This window comes from Pseudomonas sp. 2024-210, assembly GCF_045062345.1.
Classification (GTDB): Bacteria; Pseudomonadota; Gammaproteobacteria; order Pseudomonadales; family Pseudomonadaceae; genus Aquipseudomonas.
The window spans coordinates 201,563-216,487 of the sequence record NZ_JBJGEJ010000001.1 but is presented as its reverse complement, the minus strand read 5'-3'; the positions used below and the strand labels follow the sequence as shown (position 1 = coordinate 216,487).

General features: G+C 57.6%; 11 protein-coding genes and 1 pseudogene. 3 read left to right on the top strand and 9 right to left on the bottom strand.

The window, feature by feature from the left end; translation table 11 throughout:
- Positions 1-6 precede the first annotated feature (6 nt).
- On the bottom strand, positions 7-2,502 hold the full coding sequence (plsB, locus tag ACI7MX_RS01015) for a glycerol-3-phosphate 1-O-acyltransferase PlsB (protein WP_314486271.1): 2,496 nt from the start codon (positions 2,500-2,502) through the stop codon (positions 7-9).
- Positions 2,503-2,741: 239 nt separating this feature from the next.
- On the opposite strand from plsB, the gene ACI7MX_RS01010 reads away from it, so the two are divergent.
- The gene (locus tag ACI7MX_RS01010; RefSeq protein WP_122782437.1) at positions 2,742-2,951 is read left to right on the top strand and encodes a cold-shock protein; all 210 of its coding nucleotides are present in this window, start codon (positions 2,742-2,744) and stop codon (positions 2,949-2,951) included.
- 107 nt (positions 2,952-3,058) lie between these two features.
- Here the strand turns inward: ACI7MX_RS01010 and ACI7MX_RS01005 are convergent, their stop codons facing one another.
- The 4 genes from ACI7MX_RS01005 to ACI7MX_RS00990 form a co-directional block, all read right to left on the bottom strand.
- Positions 3,059-3,439, bottom strand: coding sequence for a hypothetical protein (locus ACI7MX_RS01005; protein WP_314486268.1), 381 nt, complete (start codon positions 3,437-3,439; stop codon positions 3,059-3,061).
- 79 nt (positions 3,440-3,518) lie between these two features.
- Positions 3,519-4,328, bottom strand: coding sequence for a putative RNA methyltransferase (locus ACI7MX_RS01000; protein WP_405586195.1), 810 nt, complete (start codon positions 4,326-4,328; stop codon positions 3,519-3,521).
- Positions 4,328-5,479, bottom strand: coding sequence for a succinyl-diaminopimelate desuccinylase (gene dapE / locus ACI7MX_RS00995; RefSeq protein WP_122782434.1), 1,152 nt, complete (start codon positions 5,477-5,479; stop codon positions 4,328-4,330). The genes ACI7MX_RS01000 and dapE overlap by 1 nt, the downstream gene beginning before the upstream one ends.
- Positions 5,480-5,586: 107 nt before the next feature.
- Positions 5,587-8,178, bottom strand: a complete 2,592-nt coding sequence (locus tag ACI7MX_RS00990) for a glycosyltransferase (RefSeq protein ID WP_405586199.1) — start codon at positions 8,176-8,178, stop codon at positions 5,587-5,589.
- Positions 8,179-8,440: 262 nt separating this feature from the next.
- Here ACI7MX_RS00990 and tcdA point away from each other — a divergent pair.
- Positions 8,441-9,241, top strand: a pseudogene (tcdA, locus tag ACI7MX_RS00985) (tRNA cyclic N6-threonylcarbamoyladenosine(37) synthase TcdA); the annotation flags it as partial.
- A 650-nt stretch (positions 9,242-9,891) separates the two neighbouring features.
- Here the strand turns inward: tcdA and ACI7MX_RS00980 are convergent.
- The 4 genes from ACI7MX_RS00980 to ACI7MX_RS00965 are packed head-to-tail and all read right to left on the bottom strand — an operon-like array spanning position 9,892 to position 13,001.
- Positions 9,892-10,299, bottom strand: a complete 408-nt coding sequence (locus ACI7MX_RS00980) for a SufE family protein (RefSeq protein ID WP_314486259.1) — start codon at positions 10,297-10,299, stop codon at positions 9,892-9,894.
- Positions 10,296-11,501, bottom strand: coding sequence for an aminotransferase class V-fold PLP-dependent enzyme (locus ACI7MX_RS00975; RefSeq protein WP_405586203.1), 1,206 nt, complete (start codon positions 11,499-11,501; stop codon positions 10,296-10,298). Before ACI7MX_RS00975 ends, ACI7MX_RS00980 begins: the two co-directional genes overlap by 4 nt.
- A gap of 57 nt (positions 11,502-11,558) precedes the next feature.
- Positions 11,559-12,593 carry a 2,3,4,5-tetrahydropyridine-2,6-dicarboxylate N-succinyltransferase gene (dapD, locus tag ACI7MX_RS00970; RefSeq protein ID WP_405586206.1) on the bottom strand — a complete coding sequence of 345 codons (1,035 nt, stop codon included), beginning with the start codon at positions 12,591-12,593 and terminating at the stop codon, positions 11,559-11,561.
- A gap of 45 nt (positions 12,594-12,638) precedes the next feature.
- Complete coding sequence (locus ACI7MX_RS00965; protein ID WP_405586209.1) at positions 12,639-13,001, bottom strand: ArsC family reductase; 363 nt, start codon at positions 12,999-13,001, stop codon at positions 12,639-12,641.
- 231 nt (positions 13,002-13,232) lie between these two features.
- Between ACI7MX_RS00965 and ACI7MX_RS00960 the strand changes: the two genes are divergently transcribed.
- Positions 13,233-14,879 (top strand): Na+/H+ antiporter, encoded by a 1,647-nt coding sequence (locus ACI7MX_RS00960; protein ID WP_314486251.1) that lies wholly within the window; start codon positions 13,233-13,235, stop codon positions 14,877-14,879.
- Positions 14,880-14,925 lie beyond the last annotated feature (46 nt).

Here is a 14,925-nt window from a genome sequence, read left to right as displayed (position 1 = left end):
GGCTCCTTATCCGACGTTTTCAGGTTGGTCCGCCGCATCTTCGCTGCGGTGCAAGGCCACTTGACGGATCGACAGGCGAATCTCGGCAGGCAGTACACGTTTGGCAGCCCCTTCGGCCAACTCCCCCAACATCTCGTGGTAACTCAACTTACCGTTGGCATCACGACGCAACACATCCTCTTCAAGCAATGTTTCGATAAAGTGCCGGAACAGGCTTTTATCGAAGAACTCGGGCGCATTGAGGCCGTGCAGGATCGACAAGCGCTGGGCCATCATCGTGCACAGGTCTTCCAGCTCTTCAGCACTCAAGGTGTTTTGGCCGCTGTTGAGCAACAGCGAGATGGCCATGTAGAAGCGTTGCAGGGTTTGAGCAATGCTTTTAGACAGCAGCGTCAGCAACACGAAATGGCGTGAGCTTGGTGCGGGGCGCAGGTAGACCTCGCCTTCAAAACGTAACAACCCTTGTTCGACAAAGGCTTCTAACCATTGATCGACCACACCATCAAGCTCCTCGCGCGACCAGCGAATAAACAGCTCCGATTGCAGGTACGGGTACAGCGCATGGGTGTAGCGCAGGATTTGTTCGCGGGTCATGCGCGATGCGCTCTGGAAGAAGCTTGAGAGCAACGATGGCAAGGCAAAGATATGCAGCACGTTGTTGCGGTAATAGGTCATCAGAACCGCGTTTTGCTCATCCAGATACAGGATCTTGCCCAGTGCATCGCTCTGTTCCGAGAGCAAGTCCATGCCTTTTACGTGTTCAATCAGCGCCCGGCCATCGCCTTCAGGCAATGTGGTGTATGGCGAGTAAGGTACGCGACGCAAGAGGGCCAGGTATAGATCCAGAACGCGCGCCATGGCCCGGTCATCAAGTGCCAGTTTACTGGTGGACAGCAATGCCAGTGCCACCAGATTGACCGGGTTGATAGCGGCGGCTTCGTTGAGCTTTTGTGCAACTTTCTCACCCAGACGATGGGTGGTGGCGTTCAACCACTGCGGGCGATACAGCGGGGCAAGTTCCTGCTGGCGCCAGTCCGGCTGCTCGTTGTCCAGGAAATCGGCGAGCTTGATCGGCTCGCCAAAGTTGACGGCGACCTGACCAAACTTTTGTTTGAGTGCGCCGAGGACCTTGAACATGTCGAATATCGATTCTTTCTTCTTGCTTGCTCCGCGTAGTTCGCCCAGATACGTGCGACCTTCGAGCACGCGCTCATACCCGATATAGACCGGCACAAAGACAATGGGCATGCGCGACGAGCGCAAGTAACTGCGCACGGTGATCGCCAGCATGCCGGTTTTGGGTTGCAGCATTCGACCTGTGCGCGACCTGCCGCCTTCGACGAAGTACTCCACCGGAAAGCCTTTGGTGAACAGGGTATGCATGTATTCGTTGAACACCGAGGTGTACAGCGGATTGCCCTTGAATGTGCGGCGCATGAAAAACGCTCCGCCGCGGCGTAGCAAAGGCCCCACGACGGGCATGTTCAGGTTGATCCCCGCGGCGATATGCGGCGGGGTCAGGCCGTTGCGAAAAAGCAGGTAGGACAGCAGCAGGTAGTCGATATGGCTGCGGTGGCAGGGCACATAGACGATTTCGTGGCCTTGAGCGACATTCTGTACGCCCTCGATGTGGTTGAGCTTGACCCCGTCGTAAATCTTGTTCCAGAACCAGCTCAGCACCACTTCAAAAAATCGGATGGCGGTGTAGGTGTAGTCCGAGGCAATTTCATTGGCGTAGCGCAGTGCCTGGGCGCGGGCTTTTTCAGGCGAAATGTTCTCGCGCTGGGCCTCATCGAGAATCGCCTGGCGCACTGAGGGTTCGTTGATCAACCCTTTGACCAGATTGCGGCGATGAGACAGGTCGGGCCCGATGGTGGCGGTTTTGAGGTTGCGAAAGTGCACCCGCAAAATACGTTGGGCCATGCGCACGGTGCGCTCGTGGCCTTTATTGAGGTCGACCAGCTCGCGCAAATGAATGGGCGCTGAAAACTGCACACGGGTTTTTCGACCCAGAATCAGAATGCGCAGCAAGCGACGCAGACGCCCGGTGACGGCCCAACTGTCGGCAAACAGCAATTTCCACGGGCTGGACTCGCTGTCGGGCGATTGGCCCCAGAACACACTGACCGGGATGATTTGCGCATCTTCGGCCGGGTTCTGGGTCAGGCCATCGACCAGGCGGGTCAGAGTGGGCGGGGCTCCGCGCTTGTCTTGACGTCCCACCCAATCGGGTTCGGGGGTCAGGTAAAAGAACGCAGCGGGCTCCATCATCGGGCCAACGGAAACGGGCAGTACCGGACGCGGTAAACCGACTTTGGTGCACTCGGTGTCGACCACTGCCAGCTCCGTGATGGAGGGTGATTGCAAGACGTAGAAAACGGGCCGGCTGCGATCCAGATTGAGGGACAAGGACGATTGATTGATCGTCTCTGAGCGCACCCACAGGTACAGCAAGCGACGCAGAGCGCCAAATACAAGGCGGCGGAAAGGGGAACGGGTCATACGGCTTCTGCGTGAGTGGATTTTACGAGCATTGACTCGGCCCGGTAGTGTGCCGTATCTCTGGAAAATCGGCAAAAAAGCAGCGAAGTAATATTGATTGAGTGTTTTTCGGGCTGACTTATACTCGAAGCTCTTTCGCTATGCAGTGTAAGACCTGATTTGAAAAAGGTAAGTTCTAGCGAAAGTTCTTAACGGGCCATTAATGCGCCCAATTAATAACAAAAAGGGGGAAGTGATCTATGGCTACGCGTTTGACAGGCAGTGTGAAATGGTTCAATGACGCCAAGGGCTACGGGTTTATTCAGGGCGAAAGTGGCGGCGATGTGTTCGTGCATTACCGTGCTATTCGCGGCGAAGGCCATCGTTCTCTGGCTGAAGGTCAGCAGGTGGAGTACACCCAGGTGACGGGTGAAAAAGGTTTGCAAGCGGATGATGTGGTAGGGCTGTAAGCAAAACCTCTAGTCGTTGCCTCAGGCTGCGAAAGGGGCGAAGCAGCCCTATGAAGGCCTTTGGTCCTTTCGCAGCCTGTGGCAGCGACTACAGAATGGGTGACCTCTCAGGAATTGGTTTTCCAGGTGATTTCTTCCTGGCCATCCTCGCTGATGCGGATCCAGCGATCGGCGTCTGCTTCACCTTGCTCCTCTTCCCATGTGCCCGGTGCACAACGCACTTCGACGTTTAGCGCTTTGAATGCAGCTTGAGCGCAGGCGATGTCATCGTCCCAAGGCGTTTGGTCACTTTCCAGGTACAAACTGTTCCATTTGCCCACGGCGTTGGGCATCCAGGTAACCGGTATGCCGCCTGCGGTGCATTTCCACACCTGCCCCTTTTTCTCCCAGGGTTTACAAGGGCCGAGGGCCTCAGAAAGCCATTTAACAACGTGTTCGTGACCAGACTTAGCCTCTTTCAGGTAAATCTCGATATCGGGCTGGCGCATGGATGTCCTCACTGCGTGTCTGAAAAATCCATTCGCGGATTCGTCGGGTCTGCGGCGTGTGCCGCAGGCCGTAAATAGGTTATTGAAGAACGAAGTAATCGTAGCGCATCGAGACCGTCACCACTAAAGGCTGCGGGTGTTCGATCACTTGCGCGCGACGTTCTGCGCTGGCACGCCAGCCGTGTGGCGTCATGGCCAGCAGGTTGGCGCGATCCTGAGGTTCGCTCAAGCTCAGCGTGAACTCCAGTGTTTCGCTGTGTTGCAACTGCATGCCTTCGGGGACTAACGCCAAGTGCTTGTCATCGGCGTACTCACGTACTTCGTCGTACAAACGCTCGCGCAATTCCATCAAGTGACCGCGAGTCGGGCCTACACGCATCAAACCGCCACCGGTGCTGAGCAAGCGCTTGGCTTCGAGCCAGTCCAGCGGGCTGAAAACACTGGCCAGAAACTGGCAACTGGCATCCGCCAAAGGCACTCGGGCCATACTGGCGATCAACCAGGTCAGGTGCGGGTTGCGCTTGCAGGCACGTTTGACCGCCTCGCGGGAAATATCCAGTGCGTAGCCATCGGCGTTGGGCAAGGCTTGGGCCACTTGAGCGGTGTAATACCCTTCGCCACACCCGATATCAAGCCAGCGCTGGGGTGCGCGCTCGGCGGCCAGTTCGGCCAGGCGCTTGGCCACCGGGGCGTAATGGCCCGCGTTGAGGAAGTCGCGACGGGCTTCGACCATCGCCTGGTTATCGCCCGGATCGCGGCTGTTTTTGTGCTGCACCGGCAACAGGTTCAGGTAACCCTGACGCGCACGGTCAAAGCGATGGCCGGCCCGGCAGACAACGCCGTTTTCCACCGCGCTCAGAGGCTCACTGCAAATGGGACAGGCAAGCATCAGGCGAGCAACTTGATCAGGGTTTGGTAATAGATCTCGGTCAGCACATCGAGATCGCTGGCCAGCACCCGCTCGTTGACTTGGTGGATGGTGGCATTGACAGGCCCCAGCTCTACCACTTGCGTGCCTAAGGTTGCGATAAAGCGCCCGTCTGAGGTGCCGCCACTGGTGGAGGCCTGGGTTTCGCGGCCCGTGACCTGCTTGATGCTCTGCGAAACCGCGTCCAGCAGGGCACCCGGCTCGGTTAGAAAGGGCAGGCCAGACAGCGCCCACTCGATGTGCCAGTCCAGACCGTGCTTGTCGAGGATGTCAGCGACACGCTGTTGTAAGCCTTCAACGGTGGATTCGGTCGAGAAGCGGAAGTTGAACACTGCCACCAGGTCGCCGGGAATGACATTGGTCGCGCCCGTGCCGGAGTTAAGGTTGGATATCTGGAAGCTGGTCGGCGGGAAGAACGCATTGCCGTTGTCCCAATGCTCGGCAGCCAGTTCGGCCAGCGCAGGAGCCGCCAGATGAATCGGGTTTTTGGCCAGGTGCGGGTAGGCCACATGGCCCTGAATGCCACGAACGGTGAGCTTGGCGCCCAGGGAACCACGGCGGCCGTTTTTGACCACGTCGCCCACCAGGGTGGTGCTCGAGGGTTCGCCGACGATGCACCAGTCCAGACGCTCGTTGCGCGCAGCAAAGCGTTCGACCACGGCTTTTGTGCCGTGATGCGCCGGGCCTTCTTCGTCGCTGGTAATCAGAAACGCGACCGAACCTTTGTGGTCCGGGTAATCAGCGACGAACCGTTCTGCGGCGACCAGCATGGCCGCCAAGCTGCCTTTCATGTCGGCGGCCCCACGGCCACAGAGCATGCCGTTTTCGTCGATCAGCGCGTCAAACGGGTCGTTCTGCCAGGCTTGAACCGGGCCGGTTGGTACCACGTCGGTGTGGCCTGCGAAGCACAGTACAGGGCCGTCGTGCTTGCCGTGGGTGGCCCAAAAATTATCGACGTCTTCAATGCGCATGGGCTCCAGCTTAAAGCCTGCATCACCCAGACGCTGCATCATCAGCTTCTGGCAATCGGCGTCGATGGGCGTCACTGAAGGGCGACGGATCAGATCGCAGGCAAGTTGCAGGGTCGGCGAAAGGTCGGCGTGGGCCGTCATGGTATGAGCTCCGAAGCGGGTCAAGTGCGGGCGGGCAGGGCACAAAAGGGCGGTTATCTTAAAGCAAAACGGCGGCCACAGGCCGCCGTTTAGTGGTTGCGGTCAATTTATGTCGCGGGGTGCTGCTCAGGTGCTTCCACCGGTTTGGGCAACGACGACATAAAGGCCATGATCAGCGCGGCCAGATACGGCAGCGATTGCACCAGCAGCATCACCACCCAGAAGCGCATGTCATTGCTCGGCAGACCTTGGACGAAGAAGATCCCCAAGGCCGCGCCCCACAGCAAGAGCATGATGAACACTTCTTCGCGGGCTTCCGAAATGGCAACCCAAAAGCCGTGGTTATCGGCGTTCTTGGGTGTGCGAAAGAACGGAATGCTGCTGGTGAAGAAGCCATACAGAACGGCTTTGGCGATGGTATGCGACAACGCGAGCCCTGCCAGTGCCGCTGCAAACGCGTCTTTGAGGTTAACCCCTACAGCGCGACGGTACAGGAAGATGATCTTGCCGACCTTGAAGACAAACAGCGCCAAAGGCGGAATTGCAAAGATCAGCAACGGCGGATCTACCCGCGTTGGCACGATGATCATGGCCGCTGACCACAGTAAGGCACCTATGGTGAAGAAGATATTCATGCCGTCAGCAATCCACGGTAGCCAGCCCGCGAGGAAGTGGTAGCGCTGGCCTCGTGTCAGTTCGGAATCTTTACCGAATATGAGGCTGGAGGTGTGTCGCTTGATGATCTGAATAGCACCGTAGGCCCAGCGGAAACGCTGCTTCTTGAAGTCGATAAAGGTATCGGGCATCAACCCTTTGCCGTAGCTATTGTGGGAATAGGCAGCGGAATAGCCTTTTTCAAAGACGCGCAGACCCAATTCGGCGTCTTCACAGATGCACCAGTCCGCCCAGCCAAGCTCTTCAAGCACAGAGCGACGGGTCATGGTCATGGTGCCGTGTTGAATAATCGCGTCGCGGTCGTTGCGGGTCACCATACCAATATGGAAAAAGCCTCGGTATTCCGAATAGCACAGCTTTTTAAACGTGCTTTCGTTGTGATCGCGATAGTCCTGAGGCGATTGCACAATGGCGATTTTCGGGTCCGCGAAGTGCGGCACCATGTGCTTGAGCCAGTTGCGATCAACGCAGTAGTCTGAGTCGATCACGGCAATCACTTCGGCGTCTGGCGCGGTGTGCGGGATCAGGTAGTTCAGCGCGCCGCCCTTGAAACCAGCCAGGGGTGCCACATGGAAGAACTTGAAACGCGGGCCCAGTGTGGCGCAGTAGTCGCGCACCGGTTCCCACACGGCCGGGTCTTTCGTGTTGTTGTCGATAATCAACACTTCGAAGTCCGGATAATCGAGGTTCGCCAGTGCATCCAGGGTCTGTTTGACCATTTCCGGCGGCTCGTTGTAGCACGGCACGTGGATCGAGACTTTCGGGCGATAAGCGTCGTCGCTTTCGACGGGTAGAAACTCTCGGCGACGCTTGCGAATCCATACCGCTTCAGCCAGTTCGTGGGCCTCTGTCAGCAAGACGATAAACACCCCGAATGCCCCTAGACCCAGCAGGATACCCACCGTCAAGCTGAACCATGTGCTGTATTGCTGGCTGTAGTCGTACGCAATCCAGACCAATGCCGAGCCGCACAGAAAGGCGGTGAAGGTCAGGAAGGTACGGCCACGCTGGCGCAGTGCAGAACCGTCGATCAGTAGCAAGGCCAGAGATAACAGGCCCATAACGGCCGAGCCAATCGCCAGTACTCGCCATTGTGGAATAGCGACCACCGGGCCTTCAAAATTGAATTTTTGCTGGCGTGCTGCGTTGTATACGCCCCAGTAAGCGCCCACGGAGCCTTCATCACTGGCCTTCCAGGGTTGGTCAAAGGCTTCGATCACGAAGTAGTTGTAGCCACGACGGTTCAGTGTGTTGACCAGTGTGCGCAGATAAATGGCCTGGTCGGCCTGGGTCGCATCTGCACCACCGCGCATGCGGCCATTGCTTGGCCAGCCAACCTCCGAAAGAAGCAGTGGTTTTTTCGGGAACATTTTTTTCAAGTCGCGCGCCCGGTCCAAGACGAACTCGCCTGCTTCTTCCATGGGAATAAATTCCCAGTACGGCAGGATGTGCGCGGCAATGAGGTCAACGTGATTGGCCAGCTGCGGGTATTTTTCCCAGATGTGCCATTGCTCGGAGGTGGTCACGGGGACTTTGACGGCGGCCCGCACACGATCCAGCACCTCGATCAGCTCTTCTGGCGTGATTTCTTCACGGAACAACGCTTCGTTACCGACCACAACTCGCACCACGCTGCGTGAGTTGTTGGCGAGTTCAATGGCCTTCTGAATTTCGCGCTCGTTGCGTTCTTTATCCGGACTGATCCAAATACCAATAGTCACCCGTAAACCGAACTCTTCGGCCAGTTTGGGAATATCACCCAAGGTGCCGTCTACCGAGTAGGTACGAATGTTATCGGTGAGTTTGCTCATGATCTCCAGGTCACGACGCATCTCCTCGTCGGATGGGTATTGGTCTTTCTGTGGGTACTGGCCTTGCTGGAATGGCGAGTACGAAAAACCGGAGATCTGATCGGGCCAGTTGGGCGCTGAAACCGGGCGATTGATCAGCGCCCAGAAGCCCGTGAAGAGTGCAGCGATGGCAAGCACCACCACTAGGTTGAGTCCAAATTTACGCGATGACATAACTATTTCGGGTTCCAAAGGGAGTGGAACGAAGATCGTTCGGCAAAGACCAAGCGGCGCGCATCCTACACTGCGCTTTGACCCAGCGTACAGCACGTGGAGTCTGACCCAGAGAGGGTTATCGAAGCTGCCTAAACATCTCAGTCGACTGCTTGTAGCTTTTTTCTTTTAACTTTGAGGGTTATTAAAGCAGGCTTCGTAGGAAAAGTACTCAATGCTATGTAGTCCCCCTATAATGCGCGCCGGTTTTAGGGTGATGCGCATGAGTACAGAAGATCCGAGGTTTGCCGGTGTAGCCCGGTTATATGGCATTGAAGGCCTGGCACGCTTGAAAGCCGCGCATGTCGCGATCGTGGGTGTAGGCGGCGTTGGGTCGTGGGCGGCTGAAGCGATAGCCCGTTGCGGCGTTGGCGAAATTTCGCTGTTTGATCTGGACGATGTGTGCGTCAGCAACAGCAATCGGCAATTGCACGCACTGAGCTCGACCATTGGTCGGGACAAAGTCGAAGTGATGGCTGAGCGTCTGCGTCAGATCAATCCCGAATGCACCGTGCATGCGGTGGCGGACTTTGTGACCCGCGAGACCATGGCTGAGTACATCACCCCGGATATGGATTGTGTGATTGACTGCATCGACAGCGTCAATGCCAAGGCAGCGCTGATTGCCTGGTGCAAGCGCCGCAAGATTCAGATCATTACGACCGGTGGTGCGGGCGGGCAAATTGACCCGACACTGATTCAGGTGTGTGACCTGAACCGCACGTTCAATGATCCACTGGCTTCGAAAGTGCGTTCAACGTTGCGCCGTGATTATGGTTTTTCACGCACGGTGACTCGACATTACAGCGTGCCGTGCGTGTTTTCGACCGAGCAACTGCGCTATCCCAAGCCGGACGGCAGTATCTGCTTGCAGAAGAGTTTTGTCGGGGACGGTGTGAAGCTGGACTGTGCTGGCGGGTTTGGTGCGGTGATGATGGTGACGGCTACGTTTGGCATGGTCGCGGCGACCAAGGCGGTGGACAAGATCGTGGCGGGCGTGCGGCGGCCATCAGAGAAGGTTAAGGCCAAGCAAAGCCCTCACCCTAACCCTCTCCCAGAGGGAGAGGGGACAGACCGCGTTGTTCCAACGGATTCGTCGACCTGAACTGTCGAGTCGAACATACATTTTCAACACCCCTCAATTAGCCCTCTTTTACTTTGGGCACAACGCTGAAGCGATGCATTAGCCCTTGCTGGGAGCGTGCTTGCTCGCGATTGGAACGCTTCGGGGCTGGGTACATATCCGTTGCTGCGGTAAGGCCTACTCAAGGTTGCGCCCTTACGGCGCGTCCCTTTTGGAAGGACCCAAAAGGAACCAAAAGGTCCCTGCCCCTCCACTCGGTGCCTCGCTGTGGCTCGGCATGCCCGCACGCAGGCATTGCTCCGTGGGCCCGCCGCGATCGGCCATCCATGGCCGTGTCGCGGCTAACCCGGCGTCCTGCCGGGTTACCCACTGCGCAATACCCGCCTGCGGCCAGCGTGGTTTAACGGGGCGCCTTAGATCAAAAACAAATCAAAAGCTCGGCCACCCTCCCACTCGAGTTATTGGTCATTCATCAAAGATGAGTAGATTCCTATGCCCTTTGGGAGGAGGGAGAGGGGAGAGACCTTCGATTAACGGCATCCCCCAATCAGCCCCCTCTCCCTTTGGGAGAGGGTTGGGGTGAGGGGCTTTCAGCTCAATGCCAATTCCCGCATCCGCTGCAAAACGGCATTCAGCCCGTTGCTGCGCGAAGGCGAAAGCTGGCGGCTCAAGCCCAGTTGGTCGAACCAGTCTGGCAAATCAACCTGCTTCAACTCGTGTGTACTCAAGCCATTGACCCGTGCCAGCAGCAGCGCCACAAGCCCACGAATCAGCCGGGCATCGCTACTGGCAGCAAACTGCCAGTGGCCGTCTTTGAACTTACCCACCAGCCACACCTGGCTTTCACAGCCATGCACGCGGTTAGCTTCGTTCTTGTCGCGCTCATCAAGTTCCGGTAAACGCTGGCCCCATTGCATCAGCAGGCGTGCACGTTGCTCCCAACTGGTGCAGCTTGCAAAGCTGTCCAGCGCCGCTTGGGCTTGGGCAGGCAACGTCATTGCAGCAGCTCCAGCGCTTTGTCGAGTGCATCAAAGAAGCGCTCCACGTCGCTTGAGTCGTTGTACAGCGCCAGTGAGACACGTATAGCCCCGGCCAGCCCCAGGCTTTTCAGTAGCGGCATGGCGCAGTGATGTCCAGCCCGCACGGCAATACCTTGCTCTGTCAGCAGGTGGGCAACGTCAGCATTGTGTACGCCCTCAACGACAAAACTCACCAGTGCGACGTGCGCAGAGCCGAGCAAACGAATGCCTTTGCGCTGTTTCAAGCCATCGAGCAGCAAGGTGTGCAGGGCGGCTTCATGGGCTTCAACGGCGATTGGATTGAGGCTGTCCAGGTAACTTAAGGTCGCCCCCAAACCAATAACGCTGGCAATGGGCGGTGTACCCGCTTCAAAGCCCAGCGGGGCCGGACGAAAGGTCGCGTGCTGGTAGTCGGCGTCTTGCACCATCTCGCCGCCATATTGCCAATGCTTCAAACGACTCAATGCGTCATGTCGGCCAAACAGCACGCCCAGCCCGTCGGGGCCGTACAGTTTGTGGCTGGAAAATACATAAAAATCACACCCTAGCGCTTGCACGTCATGGCGGCCGTGGACGATGCCTTGTGCGCCATCGACGACGGTGATTGCGTTATGCGCTTTGGCCAGTGCCAGCAATGCGTGCAGTGGCTGCCACACGCCGAGCACGTTGGACAATTGGCTAACGGCGAGTACGCGGGTGCGTGAGGTGATCAGTCGTGCAGCGGCCTCAATGTCAATGGTGCCGTCGCTGTCCAGTGGTAAAACCACCAGCGCCAACCCTTTACGCAGTGCCAGTTGTTGCCACGGCAGCAGGTTGGCATGGTGCTCCAGGGCGCTGATAACGATCTCATCGCCCGGATTGAAAAGGTGCTCCAGGCCATAGGCCAGAAGATTGAGGGCTGATGTAGCACCGCTGGTGAAAACAACCTGTCCGCTGTCGCCAGCATTAAGCCATCGCGCCACCTTATGGCGGGTGTTTTCAAAGGCCTGGGTCGCCAGAGCACCCGGCAGGTGTTGGGCCCGGTGCACATTGGCTGCGCCATTGGCGTAGTAGTGCATCAGTGCGTCGAGCAGGGCTTGGGGTTTTTGCGAGGTTGCAGCGTTGTCCAGATAGGTCTGGTCCTGACGTTGCATGGCGGCGATGGCTGGAAAGTCAGCGCGCCAGGGGGAAGGCAAAAGCATGGGTTCCGGGCTCTGATGACGGGGCTGCACGCAACCCCGTCAGTGGCAGAAAGACGCTTAGTTGTGAGCGTGCAGCGCTTCGTTCAGCTCGATGGCCGATTTGTGGGTTTTGCATTCCACAGCGCCGGTTTCCGAGTTACGACGGAACAACAGGTCAGGCTGGCCAGCCAACTCACGGGCTTTGACTACTTTAACCAGTTGGTTGTTTTCATCAAGCAGGGCCACTTTGGTGCCAGCGGTCACGTACAGACCCGACTCTACGGTGTTGCGGTCGCCCAGGGGAATGCCGATACCGGCATTGGCGCCAATCAGGCAGCCTTCGCCCACTTTGATGACAATGTTGCCGCCACCCGACAGGGTGCCCATGGTCGAGCAACCGCCGCCCAGGTCCGAACCTTTGCCAACAAACACGCCCGCCGAAACGCGGCCTTCGATCATGCCCGGGCCTTCAGTGCCAGCGTTGAAGTTAACGAACCCTTCGTGCATGACGGTGGTGCCTTCGCCAATGTAAGCGCCCAGACGAATACGTGCGCTGTCTGCGATACGCACACCCGCCGGAACAACGTAGTCGGTCATCTTCGGGAATTTGTCGACGGAGAACACTTCGAGCAAATCGCCACGCAGACGGGCTTCGAGTTGGCGCTCGGCCAGCTCGCTCAGGTCGATTGCACCCTGGCTGGTCCAGGCCACGTTGGGCAGCAGCGGGAACACACCCGCCAGGCTCAGGCCGTGTGGCTTGACCAAACGATGGGACAGCAAGTGCAGCTTGAGGTAGGCCTCAGGCGTCGATGTCAGCGCCGCGTCTTCGGCCAGCAACGTAGCGACCAGCGGCTTGTGGCTTTCAGCCAGGCGGGTCAGCAGCGCTGCTTGGGCGGCGTCGACCGGTTTCACCGCTTCAGCCAATTGCGCGGCCTGAGCGGTGGTGAAGGTGATTGCCTGATTGCCGCCGGTGTAGCCCAAAATAGGGGCGATGGCTTCAATCAGCTCGGCCGACGGGGTGATCAGGGGGTGTGCGTAGAACACTTCCAGCCAAGCGCCTTGACGGTTCTGGGTGCCGACGCCGAAGGCTGCGCTGAACAGGGTAGTAGACATGCAATTACCTCTTTACAAAAATAATGGGCGGCTTTGACTCAAAGGTTAAAGAAGGGCCGCCGCATAAAGATCTGGCTTGAAGCCAATCAGGGTTTTGTCACCGAGTTCAAGCACCGGGCGCTTGATCATCGAGGGTTGGGCGAGCATCAGTTCAATCGCTTTCGCTTGGTCGAGATCGGCTTTTTGTTCGTCGTCGAGTTTGCGAAAGGTCGTGCCAGCGCGATTGAGCACCACTTGCCAGCCGTGCTCATTGCACCACCGGGTGAGGTGTTCACGGTCTATGCCGCTACTCTTGTAATCGTGAAAGTCGTAACCCACAGCATGTTCATCCAGCCAAGTGCGAGCCTTTTTCATGGTGTCGCAGGCTTTGATGCCGAAAAGGTGCAAGGTTTTTTCTGATTCGGTCACTGAAATTGCCCCTCCTTTGGAGATGCCTGAAATGAGCGGTGGCGGATTATGCCATGAGCAACGGCCTTGGGCGTGCTCGGCTGCAAGCTTGGCACGTACTTGTGACATGTCGTCGCACTGCTACTTTTGTTCAGGGTCGGGTTGTTCCGTAAAACGCTACTATGGCCTGCAATGCCAAAATGTTGCTAGCTGTGTCTAGTTGAACGCTGATTGTTTGGGAAACCTGTTGATATGCAAACCGCCTATACCGTCCTCATCTTATTGATGTTGGTGGGAGTCTCGCGTTTATTGGGGCGTGTCATCCCGCTGCCATTGCCGCTGGTCCAGATTGCTGCCGGGGCCGCGCTGGCCTGGCCAACCCTTGGGCTGCACGTGGCGCTGGACCCAGAGTTGTTTCTGTTTCTGTTTTTGCCGCCTTTGCTGTTTTCGGATGGTTGGCGCATTCCCAAGCGTGAGTTCTGGCGCTTGCGCGGGCCGATTTTGACGCTGGCGGTGGGGCTGGTGCTGTTTACGGTGGTGGGCGCAGGCTACTTTATTCATTGGTTGTTGCCGACCATACCCTTGCCTGTGGCTTTTGCGCTGGCGGCCGTGTTGTCGCCAACCGATGCCGTGGCCGTCTCGGCGATTGCGCAAAGCCGATTGCCGGCGCCGTTGATGCATATGCTGCAAGGCGAAGCGTTAATGAATGATGCGACCGGCCTGGTGACGTTCAAATTCGCATTGGTTGCCGCCATTACCGGCGTTTTTTCGCTGGCCAATGCCAGTGTCACTTTCCTGCTGGTAGCCTGCGGCGGTCTGGCCATCGGGGTTGCGTTGAGCTGGGTCGTGGGGCGTATGCGTTCGTGGATGATTGCCCGCGGCTGGGATGACCCGGCCACCCACGTCGTATTCATGTTGCTGCTGCCTTTCGCGGCGTATGTACTGGCTGAGCGTCTGGGCGCTTCAGGCATTTTGTCCGCCGTTGCGGCGGGGATGATGCAGAGTTGGCTGGATTTGTTGCCGCGTCAGACCAGTACGCGATTGCTGAACCGCAGTGTATGGGCGCTTCTGGAATTTGCCTTTAACGGTCTGATCTTTTTGCTGCTGGGCCTGCAACTGCCCGACATCATCAAGGCAGTTGTCCATCTGGAAACCCATCTGTGGCCGACGCTGATGTATCGCTGCTTTGATGTGGTGGTCATCTTCCTGGTGTTGATTGCGTTGCGCTTTATCTGGGTGCAGAGCATTTGGCGCTTGTCCGGTCTACTGCGCCGCTGGCGCGGCAAGCAAGAGCTGACCATGGTGCCGACAGCACGCTCTTGCTGGATCTTGACCGTGGGCGGCGTGCGCGGCGCGGTCACGCTGGCGGGCGTGATGTCGATCCCTTTGTTGATTAACGAAGGTATCGACTTCCCTGAGCGTGAATTGCTGATCTTTATTGCGGCAGGTGTGATTCTGTTGTCGTTGATCGTGGCCTGCATCGCGTTACCGCTTTTGCTGCGCGGCATTTCCAAAACCTCAGATGATTCGAAGCATAACGAAGTGCGTGAGGCTTGGCGCCGTACGGCCGAGGCGGCCATTCATGCCCTGGAAACTGAAGAGGTGGTTGATCCCAACGAACACCCGGATGCGGCTCAGGCCGCGTTGGCGTCTGAGTTGAAGGCGCAGATCATGTCTGAGTACCGTCATCAGCTCGACGTGTTCAATGACTCTGCGGAAGCACAGGCTTTGGCGTCGAAAATGGATGAGCTGGAGGGGCGTCTGCGTCTCAAGGCGCTTCGGGCGCAGCGACTTGAGCTGTATAGCATGCGTCGCCATCACGAAATTGGCGATGAAGTGCTGGGCGAGATTCTGCGTGATCTGGACTTGAGCGAAGCGAATCTGGGGGCGGTGAAGTAGGGGATAGCCCCCTGTCTGGGTAGCACGCTGGCGCAGGCTGCGTATT

What these genes read in the sequence shown, in the direction of transcription:
- ACI7MX_RS00960 (WP_314486251.1), top strand. Translation starts at nt 13,233, where the DNA reads ATGCAAACCGCCTATACCGTCCTCATCTTATTGATGTTGGTGGGAGTC.
- plsB (WP_314486271.1), bottom strand. Translation starts at nt 2,502, where the DNA reads ATGACCCGTTCCCCTTTCCGCCGCCTTGTATTTGGCGCTCTGCGTCGC.
- ACI7MX_RS00990 (WP_405586199.1), bottom strand. Translation starts at nt 8,178, where the DNA reads ATGTCATCGCGTAAATTTGGACTCAACCTAGTGGTGGTGCTTGCCATC.
- ACI7MX_RS01000 (WP_405586195.1), bottom strand. Translation starts at nt 4,328, where the DNA reads ATGCTTGCCTGTCCCATTTGCAGTGAGCCTCTGAGCGCGGTGGAAAAC.
- ACI7MX_RS00975 (WP_405586203.1), bottom strand. Translation starts at nt 11,501, where the DNA reads ATGCTTTTGCCTTCCCCCTGGCGCGCTGACTTTCCAGCCATCGCCGCC.
- ACI7MX_RS01010 (WP_122782437.1), top strand. Translation starts at nt 2,742, where the DNA reads ATGGCTACGCGTTTGACAGGCAGTGTGAAATGGTTCAATGACGCCAAG.
- ACI7MX_RS01005 (WP_314486268.1), bottom strand. Translation starts at nt 3,439, where the DNA reads ATGCGCCAGCCCGATATCGAGATTTACCTGAAAGAGGCTAAGTCTGGT.
- dapD (WP_405586206.1), bottom strand. Translation starts at nt 12,593, where the DNA reads ATGTCTACTACCCTGTTCAGCGCAGCCTTCGGCGTCGGCACCCAGAAC.
- dapE (WP_122782434.1), bottom strand. Translation starts at nt 5,479, where the DNA reads ATGACGGCCCACGCCGACCTTTCGCCGACCCTGCAACTTGCCTGCGAT.
- ACI7MX_RS00980 (WP_314486259.1), bottom strand. Translation starts at nt 10,299, where the DNA reads ATGACGTTGCCTGCCCAAGCCCAAGCGGCGCTGGACAGCTTTGCAAGC.